Genomic DNA, 12114 nt, shown 5'->3' on the forward strand with positions numbered 1-12114 from the left:
TCATAAGGCGTCCTCGACGATCCGCTCCGCATCCCGGACGCGCAGCTTGCCGGACATGAGCTGGGGGAGGAGGGTGTCGCGCAGGGCGGCGAGGGTGCGAGACTCCTGCTCCACCCGTGTTGCTTGAGTCATAAGTGGTCGTACGCGTTCGGACACCTCAGCCGCCGCAGCCGGTTCCAAGACCTTGATGAGCTGCTTATGTGCAGCATCTCGATTCAACCCGGGCACAGCTGAGTCGCCCACGAGTGCGGGAAGGTTTGCGGTCTCCAGTATGAGGAATGCAACTTCAGGAGATATGAACTTTGCGTTGATATCCACGAAGAAGGCTGTGTCAATCACCCAGCAAGGCTTGGGTGACCAGGAAACCCAGCCAGCATTTGCTCCCTTTCTTCCGACCACAGGAGTCGGACCGGATGTCAGTGGCGTGTCATGCCAACCTACCTGCCCGGTGCATCCGTAGACGGGTGTAGCACCTTCCCGGCGTTCTGCCTCTCGAAGTGCTTTACCGTACTTAAGGGATACGAAATTCCCTAGTTCGGAAGAGGTGCTTGCATCTGCAGAAAAATTCCTATAGATGGAACGAGACAACTCAAGCGCTGTCAATGTGATGCGCTCGTTGACCGCGATCTTGTCGTCCAGTGCCCCGAGCGCTGCTGCGATAGATTTCTGGATAGTTAACGGAGGGCTTGGAACCCGAAGCGACTTGATTGTCGCTACCGGCTGCCCCAGGCCGGGGACGCCAACGGTTGATACGTTCTGGAGGAGCTCATGCTGGCCGTCCGGGGATGAGAACCAGTAGTAGTAGAACTCCGGAAGGGACCGTTTAGGGTCAAGACGGGCTTTAACCTGGCTTGTTGAAAGGACGTACCGATGGTATCGGGGTGTGCGAGGGATCATTGATATCTGTCCTACTGTGCCCCGATGAGTGAAGACCAAATCGCCGGGTGCTAAGTTTGCTCCAGGTATCTGATCAGCTTTCTCGCCGCTGATGAACACGAATTCATCATCAAGGAACACGCCTTTGCTGAGATTGACTCCGCGGACTACTGGAATCCCTTGGGGGATGTAGTCCTCTTTGGTGATCGCAGACCCGTAAGGCTTTGAGAATGCGCTTTTCTCTGCCGCTGCGAGTTCTTCGAATCGGACCGTAGGCCACTCAGACATCAATCCTCCCCAACTGCTCCCGCACGACCTTCTCCAGTCGCGCCGACTCCTCGAAGTGCTCGAACAATTCCTTCGTCAGCCGGGCGATCCGCTCCTGCACCGGCTCCGCGTCCGGGTCCTCCTCGACCTCTACCGCGCCGACGTACCGCCCCGGCGTGAGCACGAAGTCGTGCTCGCGAATCTCCTTCAACGCCGCCGAGTGACAGAAGCCGAGCACGTTCTCGTACGTCAGCCCCTTCTCCTTCGCCGACTTCGTACCGCGCCAGGCGTGGTAGGTGTCGGCGATCTTCACGATGTCCTCGTCCGTCAAAACACGCTCGGTGCGGTCGACCATCGTGCCGAGGTTCCGGGCGTCGATGAACAGCACCTCGCCGCGGCGGTCGGTCAGGGCCTTGCCGCCCTGCGGGGTCTTGTCCTTGGTCAGGAACCACAGGCAGGCAGGGATCGCGGTGGTGCGGAACAGGTTGCCGGGCAGTGCCACCATGCAGGCCACCAGGTCCGCCTGGACCATGGCCGCGCGGATCTCGCCCTCGCCCGACGACTTGGACGACATCGACCCGTTCGACAGCACCACACCCGCGCTGCCCCGATCGCCCAGCTTGGAGATGATGTGCTGGAGCCAGGCGTAGTTGGCGTTCGACTGCGGCGGCACGCCGTACCGCCACTTCGGGTCGTCGGCCTTGCGTGCCCAGTCGGACATGTTGAACGGCGGGTTGGCCATGACGAAGTCGGCCCTGAGGTCGGGCAGCTTGTCCTCGGCGAAGGTGTCGGCCCACCGGTCGCCCACGCCCTTGGGGTCCATGCCGTGGATGGCGAGGTTCATCTTCGCCAGCCGCCAGGTGCGCTCGTTGGCCTCCTGCCCGTAGACCGCGATGTCGTGGCTGTGGTCGCGGCCCCGCCGGTTGGTGACGAACTTGCCGGACTGCACGAACATGCCGCCCGAGCCGCAGCACGGGTCGTACACCCGCCCCTCGTACGGCTCCAGTACCTCCACCAGAAGCCGCACCACGCTCGCGGGGGTGTAGAACTCCCCGGCGCGCTTGCCCTCGGCGCGGGCGAACTTCTCCAGGAAATACTCGTAGACCTCGCCGAGCACGTCCTGCGCGGGGCGGTCGCCGTGGCCGGTGAAGCGAGCGTCGCTGATCAGGTCGACGAGTTCCTTGAGCCGCTTCTGGTCGACGTTGTCCCGGTTGAAGATCTTCGGCAGGACGCCGGTGAGGGTCGGGTTGGACTTCATCACCGCGTCCATGGCAGCGTCCAGGAGCGCGCCGACCCCGCTGTCCGCGCTCTGCGCGTTGGCGGCGATGTGGTCCCAGCGGGCGGCCGGCGGCACCCAGAAGACGTTCTTCTCGGTGTACTCGTCCTTGTCCTCCAGGAAGGCGGCGCGGCGGTGCTCGGGGAGCTCGGCCAGCTCCGGGTCCGCGGCGAGCTCGTCGCGGCGCTCGGTGAAGGCGTCGGAGACGTATTTGAGGAAGACCAGCCCCAGCACGAATTCCTTGTACTGGGCGGCGTCCATGGAGCCGCGGAGCTTGTCCGCAGCCTTCCACAGGATGTCCTGGATCTCCTTGGTGCTGGAGACGCCGGGCAACTCGCCCTGGCCGGGGGTCGCTCGTCTGCGTGGAGGCATCGTTCCTCTTTCCTCTGCGAGGGGGACGTGTTTCTTCTGCGAGGGGCGTACGGGGATCGTGGCGGTAGATGGTGGTGTATCAGGAATCGTCGATGGTCAGAGTGCCGTCGGCGAAACCCGCGACGGTCAGGCGGCGGATCTCCTCCAGGGCGTCGTCCTGCGCGCGCAGCAGTTCCCGCCGTCGCTCGACCTCGGCGAGCAGGGCGTCGAGCCGCGCCGCGTCCGCCGGGTCGAGGTCGGGGAGGACGAAGTCCTCGATCCGCCGCGCGGGCCGTACCGCGCCGCGGCTGCGGCCGGTGTTCCTGGCCGCGCTCAGCAGGGCGGCCAGGACGCGGGGTGTGAGCGGACGCTCGGAGGCGGGGGCGACGCGCAGGACGCGGGCGGGAAACGCCACCACGCACGTGCCCTCGTGGTCGACGGTGAAGCCGAGCCGGGGCGTGAGGGTGTAGACGAGGTCACCGGGCTCGGTGAACGCGGCGTACTCGTAGCCGGCGAGCACTGCGCGGTCGATGCGCCGCGCGCCGGCCGGGAGGTCACCGATGACCTCCTCGGGGCCGAGCACCGGGTGGTGGCCCTCGGCCGTCAGGTGCCGCGCGTCGAGGCGGTGCCCACTGACCTTCGTGACGCGTCCCGCCGCGATGAGCGCGCCGACCGTGGTGAGCCCCGGTCGCTCGCCGGTGCGCAGTACGACGCCGCCGCGCAGGCGGCCGTACTCGCCGGTGTATCGCCGGGCGTGCTCGTCGGCCTGCTCCAGCCGTCCCTCAGCCTCGGCGATCAGCGCGGGCCGCTCGGTCACCGTGCGGGCCAGGACGTGGGAGACGGGCGGCTCCATCGGGACGAGCGGGCCGCCGAACTCCGCGTCGAGCCGCGCGACGGGGACGATGCGGCCGTAGCGGGGGTCGTGCCCGTCGGAGCGGCGCCCCTCCGCGCGCCAGAGCAGGACGTCCTCGGCCAGCCGTGCCCGGACGCGCTCGTCCAGTGCTTCGGCACCGAGGTCGGCGAGGAGGACGAAGCCGCGCACGGCCGTGATCGGGTCGCGGGTGAGCGTCCACAACGCGCAGCGGTAGCCGGGGCGGTACGGGGTCACGCCGCCGGGCAGGGTGACGACGGACTCCACGATGCCGCTGCGCAGGAGAGTGGAGCGGAACCGGGCCTCCTGCGTGTCGGGCAGTGCGCCGACGAGGGCGTCGGCGGGACCGAGCACGACGGCGGTGCGGCCCGGGCCGAGCAGGTCGCAGACCCGCTCGACGGCCTCCAGCGCGGCCAGCTTCGACCGGGTCTCCCCGGCCCGGTAGGGGAGGCGGGTGACGATGAGATCCAGGTCGGCCAGTCGTTCCTCCAGGTCGGCGCCGACACGCACGTCGAGGTCGAGTTCGTCGACGCCGCCGAGCAGGAGCCGGCGGCGGGTGAGGCGGGCGAGCCACTCGTCGGGCTCCGCGGCCAGCGCGCGGATCATCGTGGGATCCTCCACCGCGCGGACGAGCGCCGCCAGGAGGTCTCCCGCTCCGGCGTGGGGATCGGCGAGGGTGACCGTGCCGTGCCGCTCCACCCCGGATCGCGGGTCGGCGAGCCGGACGAGCAGCCGGAGGAGCTCGGGTGTGAGGGCGTCGGCGGTGAGTTCGGCCAGGCCGAGGCGGGCCCGTGCCGCCAGGAGCTGCTCGTACGCGCCTGCCGGGGTGTAGGCCGCCTCGACCAGGTCTTCGGCGAGACGGGCCAGGGGTACGGCCGAGCCGTCGGTGGCTCGCAGCTCCCGCAGGACGAGCTCGTCCTCGGCGTCCATCCGCTCGGCGCGGCGCCGGAGGGCGGCCCACGTCTCGTCCGGGTCCAGGTGCGCGTCTCCGCGCGGGTCGTCCGAGGCGCCGGGGAGCAGCGGCTTCTCGTCGAGGTGACGCAGGCAGAGCAGGCTGCCGACGATCTCGACGAGCCGGCGCGGGCCGAACCGGTCCGCGTGGGCGGCGATGGAGTGGAGGGCGGGCTCGGCCCGGAGGCGGGCCGGGTCGGTGTTGCCCAGGCCCGAGGTGATCAGCCAGTCGACCACCTCCCGGCTGTGGAACCGCGGCCGTCCGGCGCTTCCGGGCACCGCGGCGGGGAAGTCGTCGTACCGGCGGCGCCAGGTGGAGACCACGGGCCGCCTGACCTGGGCCATCGCGGCTATCTCGGCCATGGAGACCAGGGGAGCCGGGCAGAGGTCGGGCGTTCCGGGAGGCGTGGACCGGAGGTGTGACATCCGCCGGCTCTCCTTCCTCGGAATCGCCGCCCAATCGCGGTGCACCGCACTCTACGCACACTCAGGCATCGACATTGAAGAAATCTTGATAACCCGGGTTATCAACTTTGCGATTGCTTGGGAGAGTGAAAGAGGTCACTCTCGACTCGCAACATCACAGCAGTGCGCCGGGCCTCGCGAATCCCCGCCGTCCCGGCCGTTCCGTGTCGAGAAGGAGCCCCCGGACCATGACTCTGACCATGCCGACCACGACCGTCGAAGGAATCCAGCTGACCGTGACCCCGTTCCGCCCGGACGCGGTGATCGGGACGATGGGGCTGTCGACGCTGCTCCAGCTCGTGCCCTCCCCGAAGACGGAGGAGGACAAGCGGGCACTGAAGTACGCCCCCGGTGCTCTGCGCCGGCACGCCGAGGTCCGCAGTCTCGTGCAGCGGATGCTGAAGTCCACTCAGAAGGGGCGGAACGTCACCTCGTACGCCTCCTACATCGCCTCTGCCGTGAACGGGGAGTACGGCGCCGGCTGGTCCACCCCGCCGATCACGTTATGGCTGGACGGGCAGCTCGGCGCGGTCGGCGACGAGCTGATCCCCGGCAGTGGCATCCGAACCGTCACGATGACTCCGGGCACGCCCGTGGTGGCCATCGACGGGGAGACCCAGGTCGCCGCCTGGCACGAGCTGTACGACGACCCGGAGCGTTTCGGGACCACGTACGACCGGCTGGGCAGGGTGCGGGTGCCGTTCGAGCTGTACTTCGGGCTGAGCGTCGAGGACGCCCGGCAGATCTTCTACGACCGCAACGTCGAGGGGGTGCCGGTCGCCAAGAACCTGGCGATGTCCATGGACCAGCGCGACATCGGCACTCAGCTCGCCCACCGTGTCGCCGGTGCGGTCAAGGTCGACCACGACGGGAAGATCATGCCGTTCGCCAAGCTGGTGCAGTCGCGCAAGCGCCAGCTCACCAAGACCGATCCCGAGCTCGTCACCCTCTCCGCCCTGCGAGTGCTGGTGATCACCGCGCTGCACGGGCGGGCCGGTCTCGCCCTGTCCTCCACGACCGTGCACGAGGGCGACCTGCCCGACGGGGTCACCGCGGAGCAGTCCGAGCGCCGGCTCGTCCCCCTGCTGTCGGCGCTGGTCGCGCGGCTCTACCCCCACTTCGCCGCACGTGGTGCCGTCTCCGCGCCGGCCGTCCTCGCCGGGATCGGCATCGCCGCGCACCAGGCCACCGGCTGGGCCACCTCGGGTCGGCCGCTGACCGAGGACGAGCTGACCGAGCTGCTGGACTCGGTGCGCTGGGAGCGTGAGGCCCGCTACTGGGACGGTGTCGCCGCCAGTGCGAACGCCCAGGGGACTCTCAACTTCGGCGGCGGGGCCAAGGACTCCGGCGGACGCGTCGCCGACGCCCTGCTGCATCCCGACACCGAGCACGGTCGCAAGATTCGCGGCTGGTGACCGGGGCTGTGACGGGTCCGGGCTGCGCGGGCACATCCCGCTCGGCCCGGATCCCGAGCCCCCGCAAACGGAACCCGCCGCACGCTCCGGGTCAGGAGGACACCTCACCTGATCGCAGCAACGGCGGGATCAGCAGCGACGCGGCCCCCCGCCGGTAGAGGGCCGCGGGCCTGCCGGTTTCGGAGGAGCGGCGCTCACCCGTGGGGTTGAGAAACCCCTCCGTCCGTGTCACCTTCCTGCGGAAATTGCTGGGGTCGAGGCTGAAGCCCCACACGGCCTCATAGATGCGGCGCAGGTCGCCGACGGTGAAAGGCTCGGGGCAGAACGCCGCGGCCACCGTCGTGTGCTCAAGCTGCGATCTCGCCCGTTCCAGCCCGTCACGCAGTATCGCGGCATGGTCGAAGGCGAGTGACGTGTCGTCGGCGAGAGCCGAGGAGACCGGTTCCCAGTGTGCCGCCGCGGCATCCGTACCCGCGACGGGCAGCGGCAGATCGGGGCCGAGTGCGAGATAGGCCACCGTGATGACTCTGCCCCGTGGATCGCGGTCCGGGTCGCTGTAGGCGCGCAACTGCTCCAGATGCAGTGTGCGGCCGTCAAGCCCGGTCTCCTCACTCAACTCCCGCAGGGCGGCCTCGTCCAGGGTCTCCCCGTCGCGGATGAACCCCCCCGGCAACGCCGGCTGTCCCAGGTACGGCTGGTTGCCGCGTTCGATCAGCAAGACCTGTAGCCGGCTCCGCCGGACAGTGAAGATCACTAGATCGACCGTCACGGTGACCGACGCTCGGCTCCGGCCGGATCTTTCCATCACGTGAACACTTTAACTAAAGGTCACCTTGACTCAAACCGTCCGGCGACTTATGGTCAAGTGGACCTAAAGGGAAGGCGGAGGAAGCGTGGCATGGCCCGATCCGAGGCAACACGAGGCGAAGGGGAACACCGCGAGTCCCTGAGGCAGGACATGGCCACCCGGCACCTCTGCGCGGGTGTGTACCTCGACCCCGCCTTCCGGCGCATCGTCCTCCGTCAGGTGCACAACGACACGAAACGCATGGTCGCCCCGTCCTACGGATTCGATCTCGTTCCGGTCGTCAGGCACGCCTGGAAGGCGTGGGCCCTGGAGACGGGCCAGCACGTGTGCGTTCTGGCGGTGTTCGTGACCGGCTTCTGGGTCAACCCGCCGGCCGCTCTCACCGTCGTCAGCGGGATCGGACTGTGGTGCCTGTCCCGCCTGGTGATCAGGAGTGCCCGGGTGGTGCTCCCGCTCCGAGCCAAAAAGGTGGTGGACAGGTGGTTGTGGCGGACGCGGTGGCGAAGCGAGGTGGACAAGTTACGGGAACAGGAACGTCTTCTCCGCCTCAGTGGCATGGGGTGCGGTGTCCTCATCGTGGCACCGCCGCTGCTGGCGGAGATCTCCCGGGTGCCGCTGGGTGAGATGGCGGCGACGGCGATGCTCCTCGCGTCGCTCGTCGTCCTCGCAGTGGCCGGAAGGGGTGCGGTTCATCAGCTGTGCCTCAACCGCATGTACAGGGCCGACTCGCTATCGCCGTCAAAGCTGACCAGGCGTGAGCAGGCGATCAACGATCAGCAGTTCCACCCCTATGTGGTGTATCGCAGACCTTCACCCAGGGAAACCGAGGAGAAGCCGGGGGAGCTTGATTTCGATCTGCTGGACAGCGAGACGAGCCCGTTCATAGGGAGCGGAAAACTCGTGCACCGCTGGCAACCCCCGCTCACCATCCAGCTTCTGAGCACCGAAAGGGCGGACGGCTCGATGGAGGAGCGCGAGCGGCTGGCCTCGCCGTTCAGGGCGTGCGAACTCGTGGCGCATCTGAAGAAGGCGATGGAGCCGATGGGGGACGTCAACGATCCGACCAGGCTGCGAGGTTTCGAGAGAAACGATCGGCTCTACATCGCGGAGACCGACGTCCGGCCCGGCCCTGACTGGTTGCGGGAGCGACCCGGCCGATACGGCATCGACGAGGTGATCGACGACCCTCACGGAATCGTCCATCACTTCCTGGAGATCCGGGCGAGCGTCACCGGAGAGGTGGTGACCACGGTTTTCCTGCGGGTGAGCGTCAAAGGGCGGGCTCTCAGCCTCGATTTCGCCGCCTGCGCGCTGACCCGCACGCCCGTCGAGTATCACCTGCTCGACGCTTTCGGCGAGGACGGCGCGGGTGCGGTGCTGCGTTCCGCACTGCGCGGACTGGTCAACCTCCCGGCTGAGCTGGCGGGGGTGCGATGTATGGCCGAGGCTCCCGTGCTTCTGGCCGGTGCCGTGAAAGCGCGGAAGAACCGTCTGCTCGTCCGCCGCCGTGGAGCGGTCATCGGCGCTCAGTTGAGCGTCAGGGAGGAGAAGTCGACTCCCTGGAATCAGGCGCAGCTGGACAGGACCACCATCTATGACTACATGAAGCTCATCGAGCAGCGGCTTCTGAAAGCGACCGAGGAATTCCTTAATTCAAAGAAAATCGACGTCTCGGCCTTCAATAAGAAGGCGACCAGCATCGTCAACATGGGTGTGCTCAACATGGGCGGAAAGATAGATATGAATCAGACGGCGGTCGGTGCCAAAGCGCATGTGCGCGTCGACGTCCGAGAGCCCGACGGAAACCACGGAGACTCACCGGCGGAATGAGGAGGAAATCATGAACGGTAACAGTGGCGTCGTGAGCTATGGAGGGTCCATGGAGATCAGCCAGTCCGCGTTCGGGCACGGCGCGACGGTCAACGTGTCCGCCGCCCGGGAGAAGGAAGCAGAAAAAGCAGAACACGCCAGACGCGCCGATGTCGGGGTGGTCACCATCCTTTCTGAGGAGGCCAGGGCGGTTCACAAGGCGCTCGGTCTGGAACGTGTCCGGAGCGGTGAGATTCCTTTCTTCGAGGGAACTGTGAGCGTCCGGGGCGTGGACGCGAGGGTCGCCGCGGTCCGTGCCCTGTCCCAGGGGCAGAGATCGACCGTGATGGCCTTCGAGAACCTCCGCCGGCACTACAACCCCGCCGTCGTCGTCCTCGCCGGGATCGGCGGTGGCATCCACAGGGACGTCGCGATCGACGACGTCGTCGTGGCCACCCAGGTCGTCTACTACGACCTCCGTAAGGAAACCGCTGACGGGCGGCGACGCAGAGGAGACGAGCGGGAAACGCCAGCGGTGATCGGCCGTGCCGTCCAGTCCTTCTTCACCGATCACGGCGAGCCGGCCAAAGTCTCCACCGTCGGCACCGACGGTGTCATACGTGACTACCGGGTGCTCACCGGTCCGATCGGCTCCGGCGAAGCGGTGATCGCGGATGCGGAATCAGAGATCATCCGATACCTGAAGGGCTTCAATGACAAGATCCTCGCCGTGGACATGGAAGCCGGTGGTCTGACCCAGGCGTTCCACGAGCAGGACGGCCCCCAGGTCGTCCGCGGCTGGGTCGTCGTACGGGGCATCTCCGACGACGCCGACTGGGACAAGAACGACGCCCATCACGACACCGCCGCCTGGCATGCGGCGACTGTCCTGCGCAGCATCCTCCCCTATCTGGTGATCGGCAGGACCTGACATCCCAGCTTCCCGTGGTCTTCGACGAAGGGGATGAGACGTGGACGCGTTCGTGCTCGGCGTGGTGAGCTCTCTCCTCGCCACCGCCCTCACCGTCGCCGGGGGCTGGCTCTTCTCCATGCGTTCCCGCCAGTGGCCGGTCGCGTTGCTCTCCCGGTTGACGGGGCTGGGAGTCCGTCGTGTGTTCGCCCGGCAGCACCTGGCCTCTTCGGAACTGGCCGTCGAACTGGCACGTGCGCGCTGGGTGCGTGTTCTCGCCGGGCGTGGGAACGAGCTGACGCGCGATGGGTTCGCCGCCGTCTGGGAGGCCGCGGGCAGGCGCCTGGAGTTCGTGCAGGTCCTCCTGCCCGACGCGGACCTCGGCCCTGGCTCATGGCTCTCCATGCGGGAGGAGGAGATGCGCCGGGTGGATCTGGGCTTCTCCTCCGGTCTGCTCGCCGAACAGGTGCGGGTCAACGCCGCCTATGTGAACGAGGTCGCCCGGCACCGTCACGCCGTCTCACTGCGGTTCTACGACCTGCCCAACATGCACCGCGTCATCATCACCGACAAGGTCGCCTACCTCACCATCTACCGACAGACACAGCACGGCCGTAACTCGCCGTGTATGGTCGCGCGCCGTCCTGGGCTGATGTACGACTACGCACTACTTCTCTTCAACACTGCCTGGGATCACAGTCGCCCGACAGGAGGGCCTGTGAATCCCGGCAGTGGAGATCTTCCGCCTTCTCAAGGATGACGGTTCTGGTAGGGCGTTCGTGCAGCATGCGCCAGACGCCGCAGGACAACAAGCGGCACGTGGACACGGGCTTCGGCGAGGGCTGGGGTACGGCGCATGACCGGCTCGTCACCCTCGCCGAGACGCTCTGACGACTCCGCGGCGGCAGCCAGGGCCCACGCGCTTTCCGTGCTCGCCGGATGCTCCGGCTGGCGGTGATCGTCACAATCGGCAACGAGGGAGAGCGGAGGTCCGGGAAGGGAAGATCAGGGACATGAGCGAGCTGATGCGGATCACCCAGAAGTGCTACGGCCACCTTCACAGCTGCACGCCCGGTATGTGAGCCGGGCGGTCACCGCAGTCTGACCTCCACCCCGCCGGAGAACATGGAGTCGTGGAGCTGGATCGCCTTGGGCTTGAAGTCCTTGGGGACGTCGAACAGGAGGATCCCGCTCACCGAATTGCCGGGGTTGATGTTGTTGAGGAAAGCGTTGGAGCCCTCCAGGCCGAGGGCGGCGCCCGAGTCGGTGTCGTACTGCCTGCCCTCGCTGTCGATGAGCTTCTGTGCCGATCCGTCGAACAGCTGAGCCTCGTCGCCGATGTTTCGCACGGTGACGTGTACGAGGACGTACTGGCCTTGGGCCTTGGAGGCGGCGAAGCCCTGGCCTACCTGGGCGAGGCCCTTCTCGATCTTGGTGATCTCGAAGGAGAACTTGCCGTCCTTGACCACGTCGCCGATCCCTGGCGGCTTCCGCTCGCTCTGATCGTCCCGCCCGCTGGACGGGGCCGAGGTGCCGGGTGCGGTCGTGCCGTCCGGGGTGCCGGAGGTTTCATCTCCTCCGCTGAGGATGACGGCGATGACCACCAGGGCCACCAGTGCGGCCGTGCCCGCGAGGAACATGCGCAGGCAGCCACCACGCTTCTTCTGCACCGGCGCCGCCTGCGGGTGACCGGGCTGAGGTTGGCCGGACTGCTGGTAGCCGGGCTGGGAGGGGTCGGGATGGGGCTGGCCGGGCTGTGGTGGCTGGTTTTCGTACACGACAAAGCTCACTTTCGGGGGAATTCGGGAAAATGCGACGGCGGCCGTCAAGCGAATTTAAGGAGGTCAGTGAACCATGGCGTGAATCGACGACACAACACCATAATTGATTTATTGGCTATTGACGTATTTTTCCTTTTTGGGTGATTTTCGTGGGTGTGCAGTCGTCGTCTCCTCGTGTCGGCCTGCCTGTGGGGACGTCCATGGCGATAGGTCGCGGACATCATCCTGTGTATGCGTGCCGCGCACTGACTCGGCCTGGCGCCGGTCGTCGGCCGTCTTTCCGGCCGGATCTCCGACCGTCTTCCAGGCGGGATTTTCGTCCGGATTTCCGGTC

Annotated in this window: 10 protein-coding genes; 5 read left to right on the forward strand and 5 right to left on the reverse strand. The window is 67.1% G+C overall.

Translation table 11 applies throughout. The features are described 5' to 3' along the window. From F4562_RS23550 to F4562_RS23560, 3 genes are all read right to left on the reverse strand, one after another. Complete coding sequence (locus tag F4562_RS23550; RefSeq protein WP_184541110.1) at positions 1 to 1164, reverse strand: restriction endonuclease subunit S; 1164 nt, start codon at positions 1162 to 1164, stop codon at positions 1 to 3. After that, a complete protein-coding gene (locus F4562_RS23555) occupies positions 1157 to 2791 on the reverse strand; it encodes a type I restriction-modification system subunit M (RefSeq protein WP_184541109.1) in 1635 nt (544 codons plus the stop codon). The genes F4562_RS23550 and F4562_RS23555 overlap by 8 nt, the downstream gene beginning before the upstream one ends. A gap of 79 nt (positions 2792 to 2870) precedes the next feature. Continuing rightward, positions 2871 to 5018, reverse strand: a complete 2148-nt coding sequence (locus F4562_RS23560) for a hypothetical protein (protein ID WP_184541108.1) — start codon at positions 5016 to 5018, stop codon at positions 2871 to 2873. Between the two features lie 227 nt (positions 5019 to 5245). On the opposite strand from F4562_RS23560, the gene F4562_RS23565 reads away from it, so the two are divergent. Continuing rightward, a complete protein-coding gene (locus F4562_RS23565) occupies positions 5246 to 6472 on the forward strand; it encodes a DNA sulfur modification protein DndB (RefSeq protein WP_184541107.1) in 1227 nt (408 codons plus the stop codon). 91 nt (positions 6473 to 6563) lie between these two features. On the opposite strand, the gene F4562_RS23570 is transcribed toward F4562_RS23565, so the two are convergent. Continuing rightward, the gene (locus F4562_RS23570; RefSeq protein ID WP_184541286.1) at positions 6564 to 7277 is read right to left on the reverse strand and encodes an NUDIX hydrolase; all 714 of its coding nucleotides are present in this window, start codon (positions 7275 to 7277) and stop codon (positions 6564 to 6566) included. Between the two features lie 153 nt (positions 7278 to 7430). Here F4562_RS23570 and F4562_RS23575 point away from each other — a divergent pair, with 153 nt between their 5' ends. The 4 genes from F4562_RS23575 to F4562_RS35955 are packed head-to-tail and all read left to right on the forward strand — an operon-like array spanning position 7431 to position 10890. After that, positions 7431 to 9110 (forward strand): AbeC-like domain-containing protein, encoded by a 1680-nt coding sequence (locus tag F4562_RS23575; RefSeq protein ID WP_184854793.1) that lies wholly within the window; start codon positions 7431 to 7433, stop codon positions 9108 to 9110. Between the two features lie 10 nt (positions 9111 to 9120). Then, positions 9121 to 10020 (forward strand): 5'-methylthioadenosine/S-adenosylhomocysteine nucleosidase family protein, encoded by a 900-nt coding sequence (locus tag F4562_RS23580; protein WP_184541105.1) that lies wholly within the window; start codon positions 9121 to 9123, stop codon positions 10018 to 10020. Positions 10021 to 10060: 40 nt separating this feature from the next. Further along, entirely contained in the window at positions 10061 to 10759 is a 699-nt protein-coding gene (locus tag F4562_RS23585) for a hypothetical protein (protein ID WP_184541104.1), read from the forward strand. Further along, entirely contained in the window at positions 10756 to 10890 is a 135-nt protein-coding gene (locus F4562_RS35955) for an SRPBCC family protein (protein WP_260315923.1), read from the forward strand. The genes F4562_RS23585 and F4562_RS35955 overlap by 4 nt, the downstream gene beginning before the upstream one ends. A 200-nt stretch (positions 10891 to 11090) precedes the next feature. Here the strand turns inward: F4562_RS35955 and F4562_RS23590 are convergent, their stop codons facing one another. Then, entirely contained in the window at positions 11091 to 11777 is a 687-nt protein-coding gene (locus tag F4562_RS23590; RefSeq protein ID WP_184541103.1) for a DUF4352 domain-containing protein, read from the reverse strand. Positions 11778 to 12114: the final 337 nt, after the last annotated feature.

It is taken from the genome of Streptosporangium becharense, from assembly GCF_014204985.1.
In the GTDB taxonomy this organism is placed as follows: domain Bacteria; phylum Actinomycetota; class Actinomycetes; order Streptosporangiales; family Streptosporangiaceae; genus Streptosporangium; species Streptosporangium becharense.

Coding starts and splice junctions, on each gene's coding strand:
- F4562_RS23550 (WP_184541110.1), bottom strand. CDS start 1,164: ATGTCTGAGTGGCCTACGGTCCGATTCGAAGAACTCGCAGCGGCAGAG.
- F4562_RS23555 (WP_184541109.1), bottom strand. CDS start 2,791: ATGCCTCCACGCAGACGAGCGACCCCCGGCCAGGGCGAGTTGCCCGGC.
- F4562_RS23560 (WP_184541108.1), bottom strand. CDS start 5,018: ATGTCACACCTCCGGTCCACGCCTCCCGGAACGCCCGACCTCTGCCCG.
- F4562_RS23565 (WP_184541107.1), top strand. CDS start 5,246: ATGACTCTGACCATGCCGACCACGACCGTCGAAGGAATCCAGCTGACC.
- F4562_RS23570 (WP_184541286.1), bottom strand. CDS start 7,277: ATGGAAAGATCCGGCCGGAGCCGAGCGTCGGTCACCGTGACGGTCGAT.
- F4562_RS23575 (WP_184854793.1), top strand. CDS start 7,431: ATGGCCACCCGGCACCTCTGCGCGGGTGTGTACCTCGACCCCGCCTTC.
- F4562_RS23580 (WP_184541105.1), top strand. CDS start 9,121: ATGAACGGTAACAGTGGCGTCGTGAGCTATGGAGGGTCCATGGAGATC.
- F4562_RS35955 (WP_260315923.1), top strand. CDS start 10,756: ATGACGGTTCTGGTAGGGCGTTCGTGCAGCATGCGCCAGACGCCGCAG.